We start from the raw sequence: 21,851 nt of genomic DNA on the forward strand, positions 1-21,851 counted from the left end.
TTTTCATTTGCGGTAATGACTGGGCGGAACGCCGACCTCCCGTTTGAATGCCTGGGAAAAATGGCTGGCGCTGCTGTAGCCGACCTCCAGTCCCGCATCGATGATGCTCATGTCGGTTTCAATCAGCAGTTGCCTGGCCTTGGTCATTCTCAGCCTGATGAAGTAGCGCGAGGGTGAAAGCCCCGTGGTGCGTTTGAACAGGCGGCTGAAGTGGTACTCGCTCATCCCGGCTGCGTCGGCCAGATCCCCCAGGCAAAACGTCTCGCCCAGCGACGCCTCCATCGCAGTCACCGCACGCTTGAGCTTGAAGGCCGGCAGGGCGTTGCGCTGAACGATGTTATCGGCTTGCGCATCCAGATAGTGGCGCGCCAGGTGCACGGCGATGCACTGGGCGATGCCTTGCATCAGCAGCGGGCTGGTTTCTCCCCGGGATTGCAGTTCGACTCTGAACTGTTCGAACAACAACGATAAAGTCTGGTCACGCCCCCCGGATATCTCACGCAGACCAATCGAACCAGTGACGTGTTTGCCGGTTTCCTGGATCGCTCGTTCAAGCAGGGGCAGGCCGAGGTAAATGTGCATCACCACAAAGGGTTCCACACTGGTCACTTGCCAGCGCATTTCGTAGGGCACGGCGCTGGTGGTGAGGAAAAAATCCCCCTGTGTCACTTCACTCGCCCGCCACGCTTCGCCAGCCTCCCGTTCCTCAATGGTGGCGCTCCCGGAAAGTACCCAGACAATCAGCGGCTCAGCCACGGCGGGAACGATAACGCTTTGCTCGATCCGCTCGCGGGTAAAGATCTGCACCAGCACATCGTTGGAAAAAACCTCGTCGGAGGCGGCCAGGCGCTGACCGCGAATGTGGGCCTCCAGGCCTGTTGCAGACGTTCGCTCAGCGGTTTGCACGATTGAGCTCCCTTTCGATGGGGTGATTGGCTTGTCTATTTTATCGAATCTAATGATCTAAATTAGTCGGCTATTCAGATGAGCTGGCCGAGAGCAACATTTCCTCAACAGGGCGGTTCATGTCGAATCGCACCCCCATTGAAGGAAATGCCTCATGACGACTTCCGCAAACATCGCTCATTCCGCCCCCGCTGAACAGAGCCATTCCGACGTCACCCAGGCCTCGGCCTCGTTGATCGGCCGCGTACTGCTCAGCGCAATCTTCATCCTCTCCGGTTTTTCGAAACTGGCCGCTCCGGCCATGATGGTCGGCTACATCAGCTCTGTAGGTCTTCCCCTTCCGCAATTGGCGCTGGCGCTGGCGATCATCGTTGAGATCGGTGGTGGCCTGGCACTGATCGCCGGTTACCGCACCCGCACCGTTGCCGCTGTGCTGGCTGTGTTCAGCGTGTTTACTGCACTGGCCTTCCATAACGCCCTGGGCGATCAAAACCAGTTCATCCACTTCTTCAAGAACATCGCGATGGCCGGTGGCCTGTTGCAGGTCGTGGCCTTCGGTGCCGGTCGTTTCAGCCTCGACGCTCGCCGTCGTTGATACCCCCGCGCTGCGAAGGCCAGCCCCTCGCAGCGCAATGTTCTTCTCCCTTCTTTTTCGATAGTCGAGACCTCCATGAAAGCCATACGCGTGTACGAATACGGCAGCCCTGAAGTTTTACGTCTGGAAGACATTGCCGACCCGGTGGCCGGTGTCGGTGAAGTGCTGATCGATGTCGCCGGAGCCGGGGTGAACCCGATTGACTGGAAGATTCTCTCCGGTGCCATGAAAGCGTTCATCCCTTTGCCGCTGCCCTTTACCCCCGGGGTTGAAGTGGCCGGTACCGTGATCGCGCTGGGGCAGGGCGTCACTGAATTCAGCCTTGGCGATGAAGTGTTTGGCTTCATCAACATCGTCGGAGGTTATGCGACCAAAGCCGTCGCCCAGGTTGCAAAACTGGCGCTGAAACCCAAGTCACTCAGTGCCTTGCAGGCCGGCGCTGTCCCCGCGACGGCCCTGACGGCCTGGCAGGCCCTGACCGAACACGCGGGCGTGCAACGTCGGCAGAAAGTGTTGATCCACGCCGCGGCCGGTGGCGTGGGTAGCATGGCCGTGCAGATTGCCAAGTACCTGGGCGCCGAAGTCTACGCAACGGCCTCCGCGCATAATCATGCTTACCTGAAAGACCTCGGCGCTGATTACACCATCGACTACAGGACACAGGCATTCGACGAGTTGGTGTCCGGTGTCGATGTGGTACTGGACCTGGTGGGCGGCGACACACAGACCCGTTCCTTTGCGGTGCTGAAAAAACACGGCGTGCTGGTATCGCCCGTAAGCCTGCCGAACATGTCACTGGCCAACGACTACGGTGTGACCCCCGCCAACTTTGCCACCCGCTCCGATGGCCGGCAGCTTTCGCTGATTGCCGAACTGTTCGACAAGGGACACCTCAGGGTCGACGTCGAGGCATTCCCGTTGAGTGACGCGAAAGTGGCGATCGAGAAAAGCATGGGCCGGCATTTACAGGGCAGGCTTGTCCTCGACGCCACGAAGTAAGGGGTTCCCCGACAGGATCAGGCAAGTTGTCAGAAGGATCTGACTAACTGGCCGAGCGCCGTTATCCCTAATCTGGACTGGCAGCGAGACACCGATCTCGCGTCACCAGGCACTCAAGTGAGGGATTAGGTCATGTCGAACATCTCGAAAAAAGTCGTTCTGATCACGGGCGCGAGCAGTGGCATAGGCGAGGCGACAGCGCGCCTGTTAGCCAGCAAGGGGGCGCATGTCGTACTCGGGGCGCGTCGTACAGAGCGCCTCGAAGTACTCTGTGGCGAGATCAACGCGAGCGGTGGAGTCGCGCACTTTCAGGCATTGGATGTCACCCGCCGAGACGACATGCAAGGGTTTGTGGACTTTGCGTTGAAGCTGCATGGCCGGGTCGATGTGATCGTCAACAATGCCGGGGTGATGCCACTGTCGAAACTCGAGGCGCTGAAAGTTTCCGAGTGGGACCGGATGATCGACGTCAATATTCGCGGCGTGTTGCACGGTATCGCGGCCGGTTTGCCGCTGATGCAAAAACAGCAATCAGGCCAGTTCATCAATATCGCCTCGATCGGTGCCTACACCGTCAGCCCGACGGCGGCGGTCTACTGCGCGACCAAGTTTGCCGTGCGCGCCATCTCGGAAGGCTTGCGCCAGGAGGTCGGCGGGGACATCCGTGTCACCGTGATTTCCCCGGGCGTTACCGAGTCCGAATTGGCCGAGAGCATTTCCGATGAAGGCGGGCGGGCCGAGATGCGCGAGTTCCGCAAGATCGCCATCCCTGCAATGGCGGTCGCTCGTGCGATCGCTTACGCCATTGAACAGCCTGCCGATGTGGACGTCAGTGAGCTGATTGTCCGCCCGACCGCCAGTGCGTTCTGAACGGAGGACTTGAACATGACGATGAAAAAATCCGCTGATCAGGATAAGTACGTCGGTCTGTGGGTCACGGCAGACGGGCTCATCCGCCATGAGCTGTTGCCGGGTGGCCGGTACGATGAAGCCCGGGGCCGCAAGACAAGTGCCTATCAGGGCCAGTATTGGCTGGAGGGTGACCACATCGAGTACGTCGATGACACCGGCTTCACGGCTGACGGGGAGTTCCGCGACGGGATCCTGTACCACGCGGGCATGATTCTTTATCGCCAGATGTAGACGCCTGACGTCGCAGTGGCGGGTGCTCATTCGACAAAGAGTGAGCACCGCCGCCATCCGTCATCGAGCATTGCGCCCGTTATGCGTGTACCGACCTCACCACTCGCCTCACATGGCTCAACAGGTGATCGACATCCTCGGCGGTGGTGGCGAACGAGGTGACAAAACGCACGATGTTGGGGCCCCAGCGATCATGGTAGAAGACGAACCCGGCCTTCAGCAGTGCATCGATCACGGCAGAGTCCAGCCGACAGAACAGGATATTCGCCTCGGTGCCGCCCAGCACTTCAACGCCGCTCAGCCCGGCAAGCCCCTGCGCCAGGCGCTGGGCGGCATCGTTGGCCTTGCGGGCATTGCGCAGCCAGAGATCATCGCTCAGGTACGCATCTATCTGCGCCGAAAGAAAACGCATTTTGGAGAAGAGGTGACCTGCACGCTTGCGGCGGTACCTCATTTCGGTGGCGAGCGAGGTGTTGAACAGGACGATGGCTTCCGCCGCCAGCACGCCATTCTTGGTGGCGCCAAACGACAGGGCATCCACGCCGGCCTTCCAGGTCATCTCTGCCGCCGAGCAATCCAGGGATACCAGGGCGTTGGCGAATCGGGACCCATCCATATGGAACCCAAGGGAAGCCGACTTGCAGACCTCACCGATAGCCGCGATTTCGTCCAGGGTGTAGAGGCTGCCGACTTCGGTGGCCTGGGTGATGCTGACGCAAGCGGGCTGGGTCGTGTGCACGTCACCCAGTTTTTCGCGGGTGCGCTCACGCAGTCGGGTGATGTCCAGCTTGGCCGACGGGCCGTCGATGATCATCAGCTTCGCGCCGTTGGAGAAGAACTCCGGCGCGCCACATTCGTCGTTGTTGATGTGACTGGCGGGATGGCAATAGATGTTGCCCCAGGGTGGCGTCATCGCGCTCAGGCACAGGCCGTTGGCGGCGGTGCCGGTGGGCACGAGAAGGACCTCCACATCGCGCTCGAAGATCTCGCAGAATTTGCGCTGGACCCGCGCCGTCAGCTCGTCGCTGCCATAGGGGCCCGCCTGGCCCGTGCTGTGTTTCACCATGGCGTGTGCCACCTCAGGCGATGCGCCTGCGATGTTGTCACTTGAAAAACCCAGGGCGGGCGGTCTGTTTGTTTCACCGTTCATCATCGAATTCTCGGCTGCGCAGGCGAAGGTGTTTCGCCTGGATTGGCGCATCCTAGGGAGAGGGACGGTTGTCGCGCTTGTAAAAAATTGACGCTCGCCTGATGGTCGACGCCCTAAGTCCTGTAGCGCGAGGGTGCGACGCCGAATGCCTGGCGAAAGGCGCGGTTGAAATGGCTCTGATCGTAAAAGCCGACGGCGTGGGCGACATCGATGATCGGTTGCCCGCTGCGCGATAGCAGGCCACACGCCCGTTCCAGACGCAGCCGAAGCAGCCACGCATGCGGCGTCATGCCGATGGTCCGCTTGAACTGCTTGAGGAACGGGAATCGGCCCAGACCGCACAGTCCGGCAAGATCATCGAGCGTGATTCGCTGATCGATGTGACTGAAGCAATAGTCCCTGACGCGGGACCATTGCAGGGCTGAGAGCGATCCGGGAATGCTTTCGGGCGTGATTGTCCGTGACTGGCACAACAGGCGTTCAAGCAGGGTGAACCATTGCGTCTGCAGCGCTAGGCTGCCAGGTCCAACGGCCTGCTGCATCGCTTCGTGCAGGCCGCGCAGGTTGCCGACAAGCCGCGGGTCTTCCAGCAACACACTGGTCAACTCAAGTTCTCTCGGTTGACCGCTGATCTCCTCGGCCATGCCCGCGATCAGTGCCTGCGACAGGCGGAACGTCTTGAGTGTATAGGTGCCGCCACCTTCAGACGCACCATCGTGAATTTCACCCGGTGGCATCAGGGCAATACGTCCCGGCCCCAAAAGAAATGACTCGCCTTTCGAACGATGACGCTGGATGCCTTCGGTGACAAAGCCAATGTGGAAATCGAGGTGGTAATGGCGATCGAAACCGACATCCGCAAAACGTGCGGAACCCAACACCAGGCCTGGTACTTCGGGTACGTGATGGTACTTGGCATGCTCAGTCATGGGACCCGTTCAACAATCGGCAAGGAGGGCAGGGGCGCACAAAGTCTAGGTGCTCACGCGGTTTAGATCCATGGGGTGCCAGTAACGGAGGTGGTTACTGAGGCACCCGCGGTCGCTACAGGCCACTGAACAGGCTGATGATCACGGCATTGACCAGGTCAATGAAAAAACCACACACCAGTGGCACGATCAGGAAAGCCTGGTGCGCCGCGCCGTACTTCTGTGTCACGGTCGACATGTTGACGATGGCTGTCGCCGTGGAGCCGAGGGCGATCCCGCCGAATCCGGAAGCAATCACGCTGGCTTCGTAATCGCGCCCCATGAAGCGGAAGACCACAAAATACGTATAGGCGACCGTCAGCAGAATTTGCAGGGTCAACGCACACAGAATGAACAACAGCGCGCCGCTGAGCTGCCATAGCTGAAGCCCCATCAGGGCCATGGTCAAAAACATGCCCAGGCAGATATCGGAGATCAGCGACAGACCCAGGCTGGCGCCGCTCCAGCTTTTCAGGCGTTGATCACCCACAAAGGCCAGCACAAGGTGGTGAATGACGATGCCCGCGAACAGGCAGCTGACAAATTTGGGCAGGGTGACGCCGGCATCGACCAGCAGCAAGTTGAGTCCATAGCCGAGCATCAGGGTCAGGTTGAGCCACATCCACGCCCAGAGCACGTCGTAGTAGTCCAGCGCCTTGCTCGGTTGTTGCTCGAGAATGCCGACTTCCAGCTCCGCATCCCTGGACGGCGTCAGTCGGTAACGATCTATCAGTCGGTTGGCGATAGGGCCGCCGATAACACAAGCGGCAATCAGGCCGACGGTGTTGCTGGCGATGCCCAGTTCATGGGCGTTACTGATGCCCAGTTTCTCGACGAAAAGCGGTGCCCAGGCCAGGGTGGTGCCCACTCCGCCCGTGAGGGAAATGGAGCCCACCATCAGGCCCGCCTTGGGATCAAGCCCAAAGGCCTGGGCCACACCCATGCCCAGCGAGTTCTGCAGGAGAATGAACGCGGCGGCGAGTAACAACAGGATCAGCAACGGGCGCCCGCCCTTGAGCAGTTGGCGCATGTCCGATTTCAAGCCAATGCCGGCGAAGAAATAGAGCAGCAGGGTGTCGCGAACCTGCAGGTCGAATTCGACCTGGATATTCAGGCCGAAGTAGAGCAAGGACGTCACCGCCGCACAGACGAAGCCGCCGACGACCGATTCGGGGATACAGTATTGACGGAGAAAGGCGTTGTGCTGGACGAGGGTTTTGCCGAGGAAAAGCAGGAGAATGGCAAGGGTAAAGCTCACGAGGCCGTGAACCTGGAAGAGCTGTGAAGTCATTTAAGGCCCACCTGAAAACTGAAAAATCATTATCAGGATCCGGTCATTCAATGTTTGGACCTGGATCAATGAATGGTCGATACAGCCACTTCCAGCCTTGCTCGCCAGATAGCTCCGATCATCAGCTACGCCTGTGCGCCAGCAGTGAGGACAGCCTAGCCTGAATGGGAAAACCCACCAGTATTGGCATAGGCTGCCATCACGCTTGCGATGGTCAATCCAACAGCGCGGCTTAGCGCTTGATCAGGGAAATCTTCGTTCCCTCGATACTGACCCCCGCCATTAGCCCTTGCTGGTCGAAGATGAACGCGTAGGCGTCGTCTTTCAGCGTCGAGCTGGACAGGTTCTTCGCCACCCCTTCATCAACCACGACAACCGTTGGCCCCACACCGATTTCCCAGCCCTTGGTTTCGGCTATGTATTTCACGGCTTTATCGGTCATCAGGAAAACCGCATAGCCGTACGACTGGGCGCCGGCCTGCAGCCCCCATGAACCGCTGACGGAGTTGTAGTAATTGTCGACTGTGGCGCCTTTCATCAGGACGCCTTCGCCGTAGCTGCCACCGAACACAAGGCCCGCCTTGATGATTTTCGGGAAAACCAGCACCGCTTTGGCTTCGTGCGAGATTTTTTCGGCAAAAGGATGGGCCTTGTAAAGCAATTGCAAGGCTTGTTTGGCATCGGCATTCAGATCCTCGGCGGTGGCCGCTCCTGCAGTGTTCAGGAAACCGGTCGATGCCAATGTTGCAGTGGCGAGGAAGAACGAGAGGAGGAACCGCATTGATTGAGTCATTTGCATACTCCGCTGAGGGAGCATTGGATGAGAGCAGCGGCAGGCGCCTGCGTGAGGCAGGATCCGAACCCGCTGAGGTTATCCGGCGCACCCTGAAATGTGTGAATTCAAGCATTGCTTTTGTATGAAGCAGGTTCTTGACCACCTGTCATTTGCGATGCCATCAGATGTTGTGACCACTGCGTCATGGTGGTGTTCGTTCGCCAGGCCTTTCTTTGGGTTTTTGTCGAATAAAAAAAGGCCCGCTGATTGGGCGGGCCTTCTTTTATTACGCCAGAGTCTGGCGCTCTTTCTGTGGTTCCGGCTGCGCTGCCGTAGTTGGCAATGCGTAGCTATCGGTGAAGCTTTTTTGCGGAAGTTCGCGGTGACGACCTTCGGAAACCAGGCGGATCACTTTCCGCGCCGGCTCTTCAATGCAGTGATAGAGGAACATCGAGAAGGCCAGGATCAGGGGAATCTCATACTTGAGATCCATCATGCCAAACATCTTGCGCTCTACGAACAACACCATGATGTGACACATGTAGAGGCTGAAACTGATTTTCCCAAGGTAAACCGACACCGGGTTGGAATAAGCCCAAATCGGTCCTGCACGGAACAGGCTGGCAATCATCACGATCACGAGGAACGGGAAAACCATGTCGAAGTAGTACTGGATGCTGGTTGCCCAGAACATCAGTAGGATCAGAGGGGCAATTGCGATTGCGGTGACTCTCCAGAGTCTGGAGTCCGGCAGGTCATGGCATACCTGATAGGTGCAGTACCCGGCAACAAAGTAGAAGATGCACTTGATGGTCCAGATGCCATTGGCAAGCAAGTTCGGTTGCAGGAAGGGCGCATAAAGTGCCAGGCCGATCAAGAGGAGTGAGAACGAAATCTTTCCCCACTTTCTTGTGAGGTAGGCGACGAACGGAAAGGTCAGGTAGGCCGCCCACTCGCAACTGATCGACCAGGACGGCTGATTGAACGTCAGGTTGGGGGTTACGCCCCACGCATGCACCAGAAACAGGTTCGCGTAGAAAGTGTAGGCGGTATCGACAGGCGACCATTCATACAAACGATGCATCGGCAGAATGAACGCTGTAATGACCAGCATAAACAAATGCACCGGGTAGATCCGGGCAAGCCTGGCCACCCAGAAACTGATAGCTTCTTTAGGGCGAAGGCCGTCTGCAAAGTCTTTGCCGTGGACATAAGCCAGAATGAAACCGGAGAGGATGAAGAATATATCTACCCCGAGGCCTCTCGTCTGGAAGAGAAATGCCAGGCCACCGTAGGCATTGGCGAGATCCCCGTATCGAATGTGAAGCAGCAGAACTGACAAGGCGGCGAATCCCCGTAGCCCGGTCAGGTTTTGTATGTGTGCGGCGCGCATCAAGCACTCCATTGCGGTTGTCTGGCAGGTCGAGCCTGCAGGGAGGGCGGCGATTAAATCACAGCTTTGGTACAATGCCTACAATTGGCCATTATGTCGATTTGTGCTTGTTACTGATAATCATGATGACGTCGGAAATGAGCGAATTTCATACCACTTTTTGCACCACTGGTCGGCGTCAAATCGTGCGTTGAAAAAGTGAGCAGGTATGCGGTAGAGCTCTTGTCAAAAGTTCACGCAGGGGAAACCTTTAGTGTTTCCTAATGTTTCTTCCCGTCACCGGGGGATCGCAGCTTTTCAAACCCTCCTGCCCTGGAACCCCCGAACCAGCCATGTGGCGACGTTGGAAGGTTGGCAAAGGCTCCAGAACACCCGTCTGCATTCGCGATAAACGGTAAGGCCGAAATGGCGCACTTGTGACCCCTTGGGCTTGTCTAATTTCCCCAACCCGCTGTAACGCAGTTAACGCGTACCATTTCCTTTAATGGAGGGTAGTACCATGGCTGTTATCAATGGGACTGAACAAGGCGACTTCATATTTGGCAACCCGGAGGATGATCAGATCTTCGGCCTGGGTGGCGACGACTTTATCCTGGGTGACGGAGGCAACGACACGATAGAAGGGGGGGACGGCAACGATCAACTCGTCGGTGGTGACGGCGATGACCTCCTTCGCGGTGGCGCCGGACTCGACAGTCTCACGGGCAGTGTCGGTGCCGATACCCTGACCGGGGGCGCGGATAATGACGCTTTCAACTGGTTCGTCGGCATTGGCGCGGATTCCACTTCCCTGGCCCGCGACACGGTGACCGACTTCCAGGGGGCCGGCGTTGCCGGTGGTGACAACCTGCTTCTCTCCGCGAGCAACCGCCTGGTTTTCGAGGGGGCTCGCCCCACGGTGCCAACACTGGGCGCTTCGCTCGGTTTCGGCGGCAACGGCTTTACCGAGGTGTTCTATGCCGTAGGTGCCGCCAGCACGCTGCTGTTCGCGGATTCCAACGACAATGGCGTGCTCGACGCCAGTGACTTCTCCGTAGAGCTGACGGGACAGCACAACCTCACAAGAGCCGATTTCGGTACCACGGCCTTCGTCGTGCGTGGCACCGAGGGCGGTGACGTGATCAACGGCACCCAGGACGCCGATACGATCCTGGCGCTCGGTGGCAACGACGTGGTCAACGCCGGCAACGGCAATGACATCGTCGACGGCGGCGCCGGCAACGACATCCTCAACGGTGGCGCGGGAATCGACCGGCTTACCGGGGGGCTGGGCAATGACATCCTCAACGGCGGCGATGACCGCGACCTCATCACCGGGGGCGACGGCAACGACATCATTGACGGTGGCGCAGGCAATGACACGACGCTTTCCGGCGGCAACGGCACTGATATCGTCAATGGCGGTGCCGGCAACGATACCCTCGACGGCGATGCCGGTAACGACCAGTTGTTCGGTGGTGTCGGTAACGACGACTTCTTTGGCGGTGAGGGTAACGACCAGATCTTCGGCGAGGACGGTAACGACGAACTGTTCGGCGATGCCGGCAACGACCAGCTGTTCGGCGGCAATGGTGACGACGCGCTCGAAGGCGACGCCGGGGCAGACCAGTTGAACGGCGGTGCCGGCAATGACGAGTTCGAGTTCTTCCTTGCCTCGTTCAACCCGAGCTCGACCTTCGCGACCTTCGATACGGTCCAGGACTTCCAGGGTGCAGGTGTGGCCGGGGGCGATACGCTCGAGCTGAACGATGAGTTCGTGTTTCGTGGCCAGGTCACGCTCAATCCACAGCTTGGCGCGGTACTGGTCGGTGGCGGCAACGGCATCACCGACCTGTTCTACACGGTCCGCCAGGGCAACACCTGGCTGATAGCGGACAACGATGACAACGGCCAGCTCGACAGCACCGACTTCACGGCGAAGTTCCTTGGCGTCAACAACTTCACAGTGGGCGACTTCGGTAACAATACCGAGTTCGTCACGGCGGGCACCGATGGCAACGACATCATCGTCGGCACCGATGGCGACGACAAGATCTTCGGCCTCGGCGGCAACGACCAGTTGTTCGGCGAGGCAGGAGAGGACCTGCTCGATGGCGGTACGGGGGACGACGTGCTGCTCAGCGGCACTGGCCTGGATAATCTGTTCGGCGGCGAGGGTAACGACACACTCACCATCGAGGATTTTGGCAGTGCCTTCGGCGGAGCCGGCAACGACCTGGTGATCGGCAGCAGTGCCGAGTTCGCCTTCCAGACGACCCTTGAGGGCAATGAAGGCAACGACACGCTGCAATCGGGCAGCGTAGGCGCCTTCATGATTGGTGGCACCGGGGACGACCGGCTGGTGGGCAGCGCGGCGGATGACTTCATGGTCGGCAGCGCCCAGTTCGAACCCGGCCTCGATGCGGACAGGTTCCAGTTCGGTGCCCTCTGGGGAACGGACACCATCGCCGACTTCGAGGACGGCACTGACCTGATCGACCTGAGCGCCAGCGGTCTGACCTTCGCCAACCTCACCGTTGCAGAGCAGTTCGGCGAGGCCGTCATCAGCGTCACGGGCCAGCCGGAGGTGGGAACCATCACCTTGAGCGGCGTGCCACAGGCCGCCATCACCGAGTCGGACTTCGCCTTTACCTGAGTGATCGCCGCATGCTCACGCCAGGGGGAGGGCGTGGGCATGCCTCAGGCCGGGCGTCGAGCCCCTTCAGGCGCGAGGGAGACATCATGACGGTCAAGCGCATGGATAACATCGGCATCGTTGTAGAAGACATCGACATCCGGGGCCCCGAAGGCATTCTCATCGAACTTGCCCACGAGCTCGGGTAGCACGCTTCTCGATGAGCACCTGCGACAGCTGCTGAGCGGCACCACCGGACCGGTTGCAAGCGCGAGATAACTTGGGTGCCTTGCATATCGCTGATCTTAACGATTGAAGCTCAGTATTAACCTGGTTGGCTTGTCGGTTTTATTATTGATGTTCCAATAGTTAAACAGTCGGTTTTTGCATTTGACGGGATCCGATACTGCATAAAAATCTAGCAGATATCGCATATTGACAGGTAGTCAAGCCAAAACTACCATCCGGCGTCATGAGCTTTAAGGCAGCTAATAACGGGTATCTTGCATTTGCTCCGACACCCGGGTGTAAATATATATTCATGTGCTGTTGTGCCTGCAGTATTGCTGAATGTCGAGCCTGTCAGATTCAAACTAAATGTGCGTTAAGGCGAGCCAAAGTGAAAAAGTCACTCATCCTGTTGACCCTGCTTGCACCCCTTATCGCCATTGCTGGCGAACCTGATCACCTGGCCATTTGCGACGAACTCAAGCCAGATATCACTCGTAGTTACGGCGTGCACAATTTGAAGTTGGTGGATAACGGTAGTTCATACGTGTCGGGTGAAGGGGTTGTACTTTGTGTATATGACGGTATTGTCCGGAAGTTCTACGCCGATAGTTCTGTCAGGGTTATGGCAACACTGAATATCGCCAGTAATAAATACCACGTCCTGTTCTAGTAGTGGGTTGTCACTCGTGAGCTAGAAGTTCTGATACATCTTCTGCTGGTTATTGAAGCCATGCTCTTTCATTCGGCGCTCCAACCCGGCTTGTTGAATATTACAACCTGGTGAGCCCAACAGCTTTCGCATAAAACCTGGCGCGCGCGGCCAATGAGTTTTTTTATCAGGTAAAGGAGCGCAGAATGAGCAGCCCGGCGTTCGAATGAAGTGCCGCAGGCGGGGCTGGCGTGTGGTCAACTTGAGCAGCCGGGGGAGGGACTCTCTCGGCGATGATGAGCGCTTGCTGACGACGGCAAGGGCTGGAGACGCGCTTTGAAACCATTCCCGCTCAGACCAGGCGCCTCAACTCTGGACATGTTTCTTCAAGCGTGTCTGCCACGTCGTGACGCTGTTCCGCCAACCTTGACGGAAAAAGCGGTCATCCCGGGCATTCCCAATGCTCGCTACAGGCTGGACCACGACCTGACGCCTTTCATTGAGGATGCGGTTCAGTCCAACAAGCGTGAGAGCGAGGTGCTCGCCAAGGCCGGGAAGCCGAACCATATCCTTCCGCTGGCCAATATGCTGGCGGTTTCCGGTGGCGGCGATGCGGGCGCTTTCGCAGCGGGATTGATTGCGGGATGGACGACGCATGGGACTCGCCCCCGGTTCAAGGTCGTCACAGGCATTAGCGCGGGTGCCTTGGTCGCCCCGTTCGCTTACCTGGGGTCCGATTACGACGGCGTGATTCGGTATGTCTCCAACGCAATCGGTCCCAAAGACATTTTTCATTCGCGAAACGTATTAACCCGTTTTGCCAGCGACGGTATAGCGGACAGCAAGCCACTGTCGCGGCTCATCGCAAAATACGTCACGGCACAGACTCTTGAGGCAATTGCGACGGAGTACGCCAAAGGACGAATCCTGCTGATCGGCACAACAGACCTTGATTCCGGCCGGCCAGTCACCTGGAACATGGGCGCGATTGCTGCAAGCCAGGCACCGGGAGCGCTCGACCTCTTTCGCAACATCATGCTCGCGTCAATGAGCATTCCCGGTGCAGTCTCACCCGTCATGATTGATGTGGACGTGGACGGCAAACAGTTCCAGGAAATGCACGTGGACGGAGGGGTTATCACCCAAGTGTTTCTTTACCCACCCAGCACCGTGATGGCGCTGAGCAAAGCCACCGGAGCACCGTTGCGATTCGACCGCCATTTCTATGTCATTCGTAACGGGACACTGGAGCCACAGTGGTCCGGGACCAAGCGCCGCACATTGAGCATCGGCGGTCGAGCCATCAGTGCCTTGATTCAAACCCAGGGGATCAGCGATCTGGAGCGCATCTACCGTATGGCGCAACAGGATGGGGCGGATTTCAATCTTGCGTACATTGGCTCCGACTTTAACTTTGCGCACGATCGGAAATTCGATGGCGAGTACATGAAGCGTTTATTCGATTACGCCTTTCAACTCAGCGCGAAGGGCTATCCGTGGCATAAATTGCCGTACCTGGAAAACGCTAAACGATGAAACAAGCGCGTCATCGAACATTCAGATTTTTTCCGGGGAAACCACCCACACGCTGCAGGGCAACTTGTACAGCAGATGTTCCACCGTACTGCCAACCAGCCGCTCCATGCCGCGATGACCAATGCGACCCATGACAATCACATCGATGTCATAAGTCTGCGCGTAGCTGGAAAGCACCTTGACCGGATTGCCCATGATCATGTGCTGGTGCGCCGGCGGAATACCGTTGCGCTCAGAAAGTTCGCGAAACGCATCAGCCTGCGCCTCGAACAGCGACTTGGCTTTTCCCGAGGAGAAAAACGCCGATCCATTGCTGAAACCGAATTCGTCCGCACTGATGCTGGAAAGGTCATGGGCGTAGATCACGTCCAGTTCTGCATTACAGGTGCTCGCCAGTTTGGAGGCCTCGCGCAGAATACTGTCGTTGAAGCCTTCGTATTGCTCATCAGAATGAAAAGGGTCAACGGCGGCGACGATCTTGCGCGGTAAAGTGTTGTGCGAATGACTGACAAAATGCAGGGGCACCGGGCATTCACGTAGCAGGTGGATATCCAATGGCGTAAACATCAGGCGTGACAGCAGCGATTCGTGTTCCAGCGCCTTGATCAATACGGCCATTGGCTGTTCTTTGAGATGAATGAGGATTTCCTGCAAGGGCCTTTCGACCCAGACGACTTCCGTGGTGACGTGCACACCGATCTTGCGTAGGGGGCGGGCCTGGTCTTCGAGCCACTGACGATGGCGCTCGACATAGCCCAGCCGCATCTGTTCCAGCGCCTGTCCATTGACCATTCCTGCAGTCGCCAGCCCTTCAAGATAATCGAACGCCACGATGTGCAGGGCAGCACCTGAAGCCTTGGCCAAGGCAGCGGCCCGGTCGAAGGCGGGGCTGTTTTCCATCAACGGCGAAACGACCAGCATGAAGCGTAATTGATCGGACATGACAGATCTCCGGTAGGTAATCGCTTGCCCCGATGGCTGCGGTGTTATTGGGCAGTGAAGCCTTGAACCTAGCCTGCCACTGTTCAGAGCGCCGGGTTTGATCTTTGTCAAATCGAAGGGAAAGGATCGTATTGCCCGACGTGCGGTAATCCAGGCTTCAACCCATGACCAAATTGTTGACCATTATCAATCTTTCATCCGTCTCCCCGGCGCAGTCTTTGGGCTCTTACAGACCTTGGCTTACATAAGAAAAGGAGGATCACCATGGCAACCATGAGAGCGGCTGTTTTCGTCGAAAAGAACCGAATCGTACTGGAAGACAAGCCCGTCCCTGAAGTCGGACCGCTGGACGCATTGATCCGTATCACCACCACAACTATTTGTGGCACCGACGTACACATCCTGCGCGGTGAATACCCTGTGGCCAAAGGGTTGACCGTGGGCCACGAGCCGGTGGGCGTCATTGAGCGGCTGGGGTCGCAGGTACGCGGTTTTATCGAAGGGCAACGGGTGATTGCCGGTGCCATCACGCCCAGCGGGCAAAGTTATGCCTGCCTGTGTGGCTGCGGCTCCCAAGACGGACCAGACACCCGCCATGGCTTTCGCGCAACCGGCGGCTGGAAGTTCGGCAACATCATCGATGGCTGCCAGGCCGAGTACGTGCTGGTACCGGACGCCCTTGCCAATTTATGCCCGATTCCTGACGAGCTCAGTGACGAGCAAGTTCTGATGTGCCCGGACATCATGTCTACCGGGTTTTCGGGGGCCGAACGAGGCGAGGTGAATATCGGCGATACCGTTGCCGTGTTTGCCCTTGGCCCCATCGGCCTGTGTGCGGTCGCGGGTGCGCGCCTCAAAGGCGCGACGACGATCATTGGCGTGGATGCCGTGGCCGAGCGGATGACTGTCGCACGACAATTGGGAGCGACCCATGTGGTCAACTTCAAGGACGGTAACGTAGTCGAGCAGATCATGGCGCTTACCGATGGTCGCGGTGTCGATGTGTCCATCGAGGCACTGGGTACCCAGGGCACTTTCGAATCTGCCCTGCGCGTACTTCGTCCGGGTGGTCGACTGTCCAGCCTCGGTGTTTACTCCAGCGATCTGCGCATTCCCCTGGACGCCTTTGCCGCAGGGCTGGGGGACTACAGCATTGTCACCTCACTGTGTCCGGGCGGGAAAGAGCGCATGCGTCGCTTGATGGCAGTGGTGCAAAGCGGTGGAGTGGACCTGTCGCCGCTGGTGACCCACCGTTTCAAACTCGATGATATTGAAGCGGCTTATGAATTGTTTGCGCACCAACGGGACGGAGTGATGAAGGTCGCGATCACCCCGTGAGGGTGTCCTCGTTTACTCGAAGCTGTACGGAGGTCTCTATGATCATTGATATCACGGAAAGACCGGCAAGCCATTGCTGGGTCGTGTGCATGGATGCCTTGCAAGTGAACTTCTACACGCTGGGAGAAGCACAGGCGTTTGTTGGCCAACTCAAGGCGCGTATCGAGGCGCCACATGTCTGGCCAAGTGTTACCTGCCGGGCAGACGGCACAAGACCGATGCCTGACCGTCAAACGGCTTACTCCAATGGCAAGCGGGTCTGCGTCGACCGCGTGGAGTAACAACGTGGACCAGTGCGGGGCGCAGTTCAACCAGATGACGATCCAATGAACGGAGCCATTGGGCTGACAGGCGCAGCCGCAGCGCTGGGGGTTGGCATGCTCATCGGTCTTGAACTCCAACGGCACAAGGGTCAGGGCGAAACCCGAGCTTGTGCCGGTTTACGGACGTTCGCCATTAAGGCGTTGTTGGGTCAGCGGCGGGCGCCGCTTCGCCGTTTACTTGATTCCGGGCCAGGTGTTGCTGACCCTGGCGTTGAGGACGGGAATGGGGCTGTTCTGATGGATATCGCGTACGCAACTGATAAAAATCAAGTGGTCGGAACAAGGAGTAATCAATCTGTGGTTCTACTCCTGGATTGAAATGGCCGTGTGCCGAGGTGCCCCATGTCGCAATCTCAGCGTTTACTCTTGATCGCTCCTGCCGCCATGACTCGGACACCGGCATTCGACCGGGCTGCTGCGCTTGCGCTCGCGATGCAGTTGCCGTTGCACATCGTGGCGTTCGACTATTCCCAGGCCCTGGCGGTGGCCGGGTTGTTCGCCCCGGAACAATTCAGTAGGGCTCGGGATGGCTATCTGCAAACCCATCGCCAATGGCTCGTGGGTCAGGCCGGATTGATGAGCAAGCAGGGTGTCGAGGTCACCAGCGAAGTGGTGTGGGTACAGCATCCTTATGAGGAGATTCTGAACTTCATCAATGAGATGCCGCTGACGCTGATCATCAAGGACGCCGAGGAAGAATCGGCATTAAAACGAGTATTTTTTACTCCGCTGGATTGGCAGCTGCTGCGCGATTGTCCTGTGCCGGTGCATCTGGTGACTACTGCGCTGAATGCCCGACCCCGCAATGTGCTGGCCATCATTGATGTGTTGCGCGATGAAGATCAGGACCGCGTGTTCAACGACCAGGTTATCGACGCCGCGGCGAAACTGGCCTCAGTCTGTGATGCCAGTCTTGAGTTGCTGCATGTGTATGACTGGACGGCTGTATACGTCCAAGACATGGGCATTGGCGCATTGCCGCTGGCCAGCGGGATCCATGAAATGTTGGGAGCGGCTCAGCATGAGGCATTTGCGGCCATCGCTGAACGCCACGGCGTGTCACCGGAGCATCGTCACTTCAGGTTGGGGGCACCCGTACCGAGTATTTGTGAGTTTGTCTTCAAGCACCGCTGCGATGTCATTGTCATGGGCACGGTACAGCACAAGGGCCTGAGCAAATTACTCGGAACCACCGCCGAGCAACTCCTGCATCGGGCACCGTGCAGTGTGCTGGCGATCAAGCCGGGAAGAATGCTGCAATCCTGAGGGCTTGATCGCCCCGCGACGAACCGTTGGCCGGAACATCGCGCAGCGATTGTTCTAAAGGTAAAGACGATGGATCACCTGACGGCTGTCGTCGGGATCATTGTGCGTCTCGAATCCGAGCGCCTTGGCCAGGTCGCGCATGGGGGCATTGCTGGAGGCGTCCACCGAGTACATCTGGCGAAAGCCGTTTTTGCGGGCTGCCTTGATCAGATGGTCCATCAGTAACATGCCCAGCCCCAGATGCATCCATTCATCGGCGACCGTAACGGCACATTCACACTCATGCTCGCGGGTGGCCGCGTAACGGCTGATGCCGATCTCGATCAGATCCCCTTTTTCATGGACCAGGGCGATATAGGCCACACGCTGTTTATTGTCCGTGTCCATCAACTGATCGAGCATCGCAGCGCCGGGTTCGCTGATCTGCGCGAGAAAGCGCATATGACTGGATTCGGGAGACAGCCGTTTGATGAACGCGTATTCACGGTCGCGATCCTTCTGCGCCAGTGGTCGGATCAAAACGTGGCGACCGTCCCTGAGCGCTTCGATCCAGTATTGGCCGTCAACCGCGGCATAGGTGGCTGCGGCCCGATCATTGTGGTCTTTGACGGTAAGCATGGGGTGTTCCTCCAGTGCGGTTTGAAAGGTTGGCATACGGCAAAAGAACCGCGTTTGAATCCTTTTCTACACCGCTGTCGATGCTTGAATCTGATCTGGATCAGACACCCGTGTCGGCGGCGTTGATTCGTGCGTGCTTGATGTAAATCAAACCGCGCCAGGTGATAGAGCGCAGTCTTGAAAATATGCCGGCACTGTATGGCCGGAGTCGAACGGAGGTGTGTGATGGGTCAATATCAACGTTTTCTGCTGATCGCTGACCAAACCCTGCATCAGTCTCCCGCCCAGTTGCGTGCCGTCGCATTGGCCAAGGCAGCCGGGGCCGTACTGGATGTGCGGGCCTTTGTCGAACCGGCACCGGTGGTGCATTTATGGCAAGAAAAAGTCGATGACGCAGAGCAACAGCGGTATTTGCGTCGCTACCGTCGCTGGGAGGCCGAAGAGCTCGATCGACTCAGCGACCTGGGCCTGCAGGTGACGGTCAAGGCCGTCTTCACCACCCATGCGCTGCTGGATATCTTGAAGACGGTCGAGGATCTCAAGCCCGACCTGTTGATCAAGGATGTAACCCTTGAACCTGTGCTCAAGCGAGTGTTCATCACCCCGCTTGATTGTCACTTATTGCGTGAATGCCCGATCCCCGTGCATCTGGTCAACCACGTTCGTTACAGCTTGCCGCACCGAATCGTGGCGACAGTGGATCCGTTCGATCCATCGACACAATTGAGCGGTTTGAACGACACCATCATTCAGACCGCCAATGCCCTGGCCCTGCAATGCGATGCGCCGCTACACCTGCTTTACGCCTATGACCTGTCGCCTGCCTTCAACAGCGACGCGCCATTGGCCGGGGGCGGTTGGGGCGTGGATCTGAGCGAAGAGCTGCGTCAATCCTTGCACCAGGCGTTTGTTGCACTGGCGGATCGCTACGGGGTGCCACCGGAGCGACGGCATTTCGTCATGGGGCTGCCGGTGCCGGTGATCAGTGAGTTTGTCGAGCAATACCTGGCCGATGTCGTGGTGATGGGCACTGCGCATCGGGTGGGGCTCGACCGGTTGATCGGCAGCAACACAGAGCGGGCGCTGTACTCCGTGCCGGGCAGTCTGTTGGTGGTCAGGTCGCATGTCAGGGAATGAGCGCTATCGCACCGTTGAACCGACCTGTGCGCAACAGCGCCAGCCAGCACCATGGCACGCATGAAGATTCTCCAGGCTGCAGGTGTCAGTGGAGGTTACGATGGCAGCCCACGTTCAGTTGCTTGAGCCCGTCCATGTTCAGGATCTTGACGTCGCGGCCGTTTATTTCCACCAGTCCCTGGTCTCGCAGGTGCGCGATGCCCCGACAGATGGTTTCAAGGCGCAGGCCCAGGTAGGAGCCAATTTCCTCTCGACGCATTTTCAACACAAAGCTGGTGGACGAATAACCGCGGGTATTCAAGCGCTGCGACCAATTGAGGAGAAAAGCGGCCAGGCGTTCATCCGAGTTCATATTGCCCAGCATCATCAGCATGTCGTGATCGCGAACGATTTCCCGGCTGAGGATTTTGTTCAAGTTGTGCTGCAACGAAGGCAGTTCCCGGGCAAGTTTTTCCAGGTGAGCAAAATGGATGGGGCAGACTTCGCTATCTTCCAAAGCAACGGCATTACACGCATGCAGATCGGTGCTGATGGCGTCCAGACCGAGCATTTCGCCGGGGATCTGGAACCCTGTGACTTGCTCGCGACCATCGACCGACAGCACGCTGGTCTTGAACGAACCGATTCGCACCGCATACAGCGAACGCAACGGGTCGCCTGCGCGGTAAAGCGTCGCGCCTTTTTTGACCTTGAATCGTTGCACGATCAGTGTGTCGAGACGTTCGATTTCCGGACCGGTCAGGCCAAGCGGAAGGCACAGCTCCAGGACGCTGCAGTTGGAACATGCAGACTTGAGGTTTTGACTTTGAAACGGCCTGGCTTCAGACATGATCTAAATGCCCCCGCATGGATGGGCTTAGCATAGGTGCTACCTGCCCAAACCACCGGTTGTTCCGAACTATTGTGGATGTAACAGACAAACGGGTAAAAAACCGCTCCGTCGGCTGGCTCCCATGAGCAATCATCCAAGTGCCGGGCAACTGCAGGCACATGATGTCCAGGCTGAGCCGGCAATGGCCATTGATGGCCAAGTGCTTTCGTCTACACAGAGTCCGCCTGCGTCGAATTTCCACCCCACGGGAGATTTATCATGAGCCAGTATCAAAGCCTGTTACTGATCATCAATCCGGCCTTGCGCCATTCTCCAGCCATGAGTCATGCAGCGGCGCTGGCCAAGGCCAGCGGTGCAAGTTTGCATATCGCGGCGCTTATCCCTTCGTTCAAATGGTTATCGCTGCTTGAAGAGGGCGATCGAGAATCGGGTCGGGAGCGCTACCTGCAGGACCATCGCGGCTGGCTTGAGGCTCAGGCCGAAAATTTGCGTGGCAGGGGAATAGAGGTGACCACCGAGGTGGCCTGGGCCGAGGACATGAAGCAAGACATCATTGAACACGTCACGGACATGCAGCCCGACGTGTTGATCAAGGAGGTTCAGCATGAGTCCGTGCTCAAGCGGGCCTTCTTCACCCCGCTGGATTGGCACTTGTTGCGTCACTGTCCGGTGCCGGTTTTTCTGGTGGGCGGGAGCAGCTTCGTTTTGCCTCGCAAGGTTGTAGCAGCGGTCGAGGTATCGGATATCGAGTCTACCGACAATGAACTGAACGACCGAATCATCAAGCAGGCTTGCAGCCTTGCGATGCAGTGCAGCGCCGAGTTGCATTTGCTGTATGCCTGCGATATCTCGGCCGCTTTTCTGGCGGAGATGGGCGGCCTGACACTGGCTGACCTGACCAAAGAACTTCGCAGAGACCTGGAAAAGTCTTTCATTGAGTTGGCAGATCGGTTCGGAGTGCCCTCCGATCGTCGACATTTGATTGAGGGAAACCCGGTCACGGTGTTGAGCGAGTTTGCCAACGAACACAATGTGGATGTGATCGTGATGGGCAGAGTCCAGTCCGATGGTGTGGGCAAGCTTCTAGGCAGCACGACCGAGCATGTTCTGTATCAGGTGCCATGCTGCGTTCTGGCGGTCTAGAT

At 57.9% G+C, this 21,851-nt stretch carries 21 protein-coding genes; 12 read left to right on the plus strand and 9 right to left on the minus strand.

The annotated features are described in order from the left end of the window. Nucleotides 1–3 precede the first annotated feature (3 nt). Nucleotides 4–906, minus strand: coding sequence for a helix-turn-helix domain-containing protein (locus ACXX83_RS08435; RefSeq protein WP_458548106.1), 903 nt, complete (start codon nucleotides 904–906; stop codon nucleotides 4–6). 154 nt (nucleotides 907–1,060) lie between these two features. Between ACXX83_RS08435 and ACXX83_RS08440 the strand changes: the two genes are divergently transcribed. The 4 genes from ACXX83_RS08440 to ACXX83_RS08455 all read left to right on the plus strand — a co-directional run bounded on the left by ACXX83_RS08440 (nucleotide 1,061) and on the right by ACXX83_RS08455 (nucleotide 3,643). Then, nucleotides 1,061–1,501, plus strand: coding sequence for a DoxX family protein (locus ACXX83_RS08440; RefSeq protein WP_458548107.1), 441 nt, complete (start codon nucleotides 1,061–1,063; stop codon nucleotides 1,499–1,501). A 75-nt stretch (nucleotides 1,502–1,576) separates the two neighbouring features. After that, nucleotides 1,577–2,500: an NADP-dependent oxidoreductase gene (locus ACXX83_RS08445; RefSeq protein WP_458548108.1), complete on the plus strand. Its 924-nt coding sequence runs from the start codon at nucleotides 1,577–1,579 to the stop codon at nucleotides 2,498–2,500. A 132-nt stretch (nucleotides 2,501–2,632) separates the two neighbouring features. Further along, nucleotides 2,633–3,370, plus strand: coding sequence for an SDR family oxidoreductase (locus ACXX83_RS08450; RefSeq protein ID WP_458548109.1), 738 nt, complete (start codon nucleotides 2,633–2,635; stop codon nucleotides 3,368–3,370). A 15-nt stretch (nucleotides 3,371–3,385) separates the two neighbouring features. After that, entirely contained in the window at nucleotides 3,386–3,643 is a 258-nt protein-coding gene (locus ACXX83_RS08455; RefSeq protein ID WP_015094817.1) for an Atu4866 domain-containing protein, read from the plus strand. A gap of 79 nt (nucleotides 3,644–3,722) precedes the next feature. Here ACXX83_RS08455 and ACXX83_RS08460 read toward each other — a convergent pair whose 3' ends face one another. The 5 genes from ACXX83_RS08460 to ACXX83_RS08480 form a co-directional block, all read right to left on the minus strand. Then, on the minus strand, nucleotides 3,723–4,844 hold the full coding sequence (locus ACXX83_RS08460) for a threonine aldolase family protein (RefSeq protein ID WP_458548110.1): 1,122 nt from the start codon (nucleotides 4,842–4,844) through the stop codon (nucleotides 3,723–3,725). A 62-nt stretch (nucleotides 4,845–4,906) separates the two neighbouring features. Next, the gene (locus ACXX83_RS08465) at nucleotides 4,907–5,722 is read right to left on the minus strand and encodes an AraC family transcriptional regulator (RefSeq protein ID WP_458548111.1); all 816 of its coding nucleotides are present in this window, start codon (nucleotides 5,720–5,722) and stop codon (nucleotides 4,907–4,909) included. Between the two features lie 115 nt (nucleotides 5,723–5,837). Continuing rightward, nucleotides 5,838–7,052 (minus strand): sodium/glutamate symporter, encoded by a 1,215-nt coding sequence (gene gltS / locus ACXX83_RS08470; RefSeq protein ID WP_458548112.1) that lies wholly within the window; start codon nucleotides 7,050–7,052, stop codon nucleotides 5,838–5,840. 232 nt (nucleotides 7,053–7,284) lie between these two features. Then, a complete protein-coding gene (locus ACXX83_RS08475) occupies nucleotides 7,285–7,845 on the minus strand; it encodes a lipid-binding SYLF domain-containing protein (protein WP_458548113.1) in 561 nt (186 codons plus the stop codon). 268 nt (nucleotides 7,846–8,113) lie between these two features. After that, nucleotides 8,114–9,220 (minus strand): acyltransferase family protein, encoded by a 1,107-nt coding sequence (locus tag ACXX83_RS08480; RefSeq protein ID WP_458548114.1) that lies wholly within the window; start codon nucleotides 9,218–9,220, stop codon nucleotides 8,114–8,116. 499 nt (nucleotides 9,221–9,719) lie between these two features. On the opposite strand from ACXX83_RS08480, the gene ACXX83_RS08485 reads away from it, so the two are divergent. The 3 genes from ACXX83_RS08485 to ACXX83_RS08495 all read left to right on the plus strand — a co-directional run bounded on the left by ACXX83_RS08485 (nucleotide 9,720) and on the right by ACXX83_RS08495 (nucleotide 14,250). Next, entirely contained in the window at nucleotides 9,720–11,855 is a 2,136-nt protein-coding gene (locus tag ACXX83_RS08485; RefSeq protein WP_458548115.1) for a calcium-binding protein, read from the plus strand. 598 nt (nucleotides 11,856–12,453) lie between these two features. After that, complete coding sequence (locus tag ACXX83_RS08490; RefSeq protein ID WP_217838120.1) at nucleotides 12,454–12,735, plus strand: hypothetical protein; 282 nt, start codon at nucleotides 12,454–12,456, stop codon at nucleotides 12,733–12,735. A 315-nt stretch (nucleotides 12,736–13,050) separates the two neighbouring features. After that, entirely contained in the window at nucleotides 13,051–14,250 is a 1,200-nt protein-coding gene (locus ACXX83_RS08495) for a patatin-like phospholipase family protein (RefSeq protein WP_458548116.1), read from the plus strand. A gap of 21 nt (nucleotides 14,251–14,271) precedes the next feature. On the opposite strand, the gene ACXX83_RS08500 is transcribed toward ACXX83_RS08495, so the two are convergent. Continuing rightward, a complete protein-coding gene (locus tag ACXX83_RS08500; protein WP_458548117.1) occupies nucleotides 14,272–15,192 on the minus strand; it encodes a universal stress protein in 921 nt (306 codons plus the stop codon). Nucleotides 15,193–15,456: 264 nt separating this feature from the next. Here ACXX83_RS08500 and ACXX83_RS08505 point away from each other — a divergent pair, with 264 nt between their 5' ends. The 3 genes from ACXX83_RS08505 (at nucleotide 15,457) to ACXX83_RS08515 (ending at nucleotide 18,119) form a co-directional block, all read left to right on the plus strand. Then, nucleotides 15,457–16,530, plus strand: coding sequence for an NAD(P)-dependent alcohol dehydrogenase (locus tag ACXX83_RS08505; protein ID WP_217838123.1), 1,074 nt, complete (start codon nucleotides 15,457–15,459; stop codon nucleotides 16,528–16,530). Between the two features lie 38 nt (nucleotides 16,531–16,568). Then, nucleotides 16,569–16,811, plus strand: a complete 243-nt coding sequence (locus ACXX83_RS08510) for a hypothetical protein (RefSeq protein ID WP_126045545.1) — start codon at nucleotides 16,569–16,571, stop codon at nucleotides 16,809–16,811. A 384-nt stretch (nucleotides 16,812–17,195) separates the two neighbouring features. Next, complete coding sequence (locus ACXX83_RS08515) at nucleotides 17,196–18,119, plus strand: universal stress protein (protein WP_126045547.1); 924 nt, start codon at nucleotides 17,196–17,198, stop codon at nucleotides 18,117–18,119. Between the two features lie 54 nt (nucleotides 18,120–18,173). On the opposite strand, the gene ACXX83_RS08520 is transcribed toward ACXX83_RS08515, so the two are convergent. After that, entirely contained in the window at nucleotides 18,174–18,737 is a 564-nt protein-coding gene (locus ACXX83_RS08520; protein ID WP_458550171.1) for a GNAT family N-acetyltransferase, read from the minus strand. Nucleotides 18,738–18,962: 225 nt separating this feature from the next. Here ACXX83_RS08520 and ACXX83_RS08525 point away from each other — a divergent pair, with 225 nt between their 5' ends. Beyond that, nucleotides 18,963–19,874: a universal stress protein gene (locus ACXX83_RS08525; protein ID WP_015094829.1), complete on the plus strand. Its 912-nt coding sequence runs from the start codon at nucleotides 18,963–18,965 to the stop codon at nucleotides 19,872–19,874. Between the two features lie 85 nt (nucleotides 19,875–19,959). Here ACXX83_RS08525 and fnr read toward each other — a convergent pair whose 3' ends face one another. Next, nucleotides 19,960–20,703, minus strand: coding sequence for a fumarate/nitrate reduction transcriptional regulator Fnr (gene fnr, locus ACXX83_RS08530; RefSeq protein ID WP_407801571.1), 744 nt, complete (start codon nucleotides 20,701–20,703; stop codon nucleotides 19,960–19,962). A gap of 261 nt (nucleotides 20,704–20,964) precedes the next feature. On the opposite strand from fnr, the gene ACXX83_RS08535 reads away from it, so the two are divergent. Next, nucleotides 20,965–21,849: a universal stress protein gene (locus ACXX83_RS08535; RefSeq protein WP_458548118.1), complete on the plus strand. Its 885-nt coding sequence runs from the start codon at nucleotides 20,965–20,967 to the stop codon at nucleotides 21,847–21,849. The last annotated feature ends 2 nt before the right edge of the window (nucleotides 21,850–21,851 follow it).

Source organism: Pseudomonas sp. GNP012 (genome assembly GCF_054343835.1).

Coding starts and splice junctions, on each gene's coding strand:
- fnr (WP_407801571.1), bottom strand. CDS start 20,703: ATGTCTGAAGCCAGGCCGTTTCAAAGTCAAAACCTCAAGTCTGCATGT.
- ACXX83_RS08460 (WP_458548110.1), bottom strand. CDS start 4,844: ATGCGCCAATCCAGGCGAAACACCTTCGCCTGCGCAGCCGAGAATTCG.
- ACXX83_RS08465 (WP_458548111.1), bottom strand. CDS start 5,722: ATGACTGAGCATGCCAAGTACCATCACGTACCCGAAGTACCAGGCCTG.
- ACXX83_RS08510 (WP_126045545.1), top strand. CDS start 16,569: ATGATCATTGATATCACGGAAAGACCGGCAAGCCATTGCTGGGTCGTG.
- ACXX83_RS08525 (WP_015094829.1), top strand. CDS start 18,963: ATGGGTCAATATCAACGTTTTCTGCTGATCGCTGACCAAACCCTGCAT.
- ACXX83_RS08515 (WP_126045547.1), top strand. CDS start 17,196: ATGTCGCAATCTCAGCGTTTACTCTTGATCGCTCCTGCCGCCATGACT.
- ACXX83_RS08450 (WP_458548109.1), top strand. CDS start 2,633: ATGTCGAACATCTCGAAAAAAGTCGTTCTGATCACGGGCGCGAGCAGT.
- ACXX83_RS08480 (WP_458548114.1), bottom strand. CDS start 9,220: ATGCGCGCCGCACACATACAAAACCTGACCGGGCTACGGGGATTCGCC.
- ACXX83_RS08440 (WP_458548107.1), top strand. CDS start 1,061: ATGACGACTTCCGCAAACATCGCTCATTCCGCCCCCGCTGAACAGAGC.
- ACXX83_RS08505 (WP_217838123.1), top strand. CDS start 15,457: ATGGCAACCATGAGAGCGGCTGTTTTCGTCGAAAAGAACCGAATCGTA.
- ACXX83_RS08535 (WP_458548118.1), top strand. CDS start 20,965: ATGAGCCAGTATCAAAGCCTGTTACTGATCATCAATCCGGCCTTGCGC.
- ACXX83_RS08500 (WP_458548117.1), bottom strand. CDS start 15,192: ATGTCCGATCAATTACGCTTCATGCTGGTCGTTTCGCCGTTGATGGAA.
- ACXX83_RS08455 (WP_015094817.1), top strand. CDS start 3,386: ATGACGATGAAAAAATCCGCTGATCAGGATAAGTACGTCGGTCTGTGG.
- ACXX83_RS08475 (WP_458548113.1), bottom strand. CDS start 7,845: ATGACTCAATCAATGCGGTTCCTCCTCTCGTTCTTCCTCGCCACTGCA.
- ACXX83_RS08445 (WP_458548108.1), top strand. CDS start 1,577: ATGAAAGCCATACGCGTGTACGAATACGGCAGCCCTGAAGTTTTACGT.
- ACXX83_RS08485 (WP_458548115.1), top strand. CDS start 9,720: ATGGCTGTTATCAATGGGACTGAACAAGGCGACTTCATATTTGGCAAC.
- ACXX83_RS08520 (WP_458550171.1), bottom strand. CDS start 18,737: ATGCTTACCGTCAAAGACCACAATGATCGGGCCGCAGCCACCTATGCC.
- gltS (WP_458548112.1), bottom strand. CDS start 7,052: ATGACTTCACAGCTCTTCCAGGTTCACGGCCTCGTGAGCTTTACCCTT.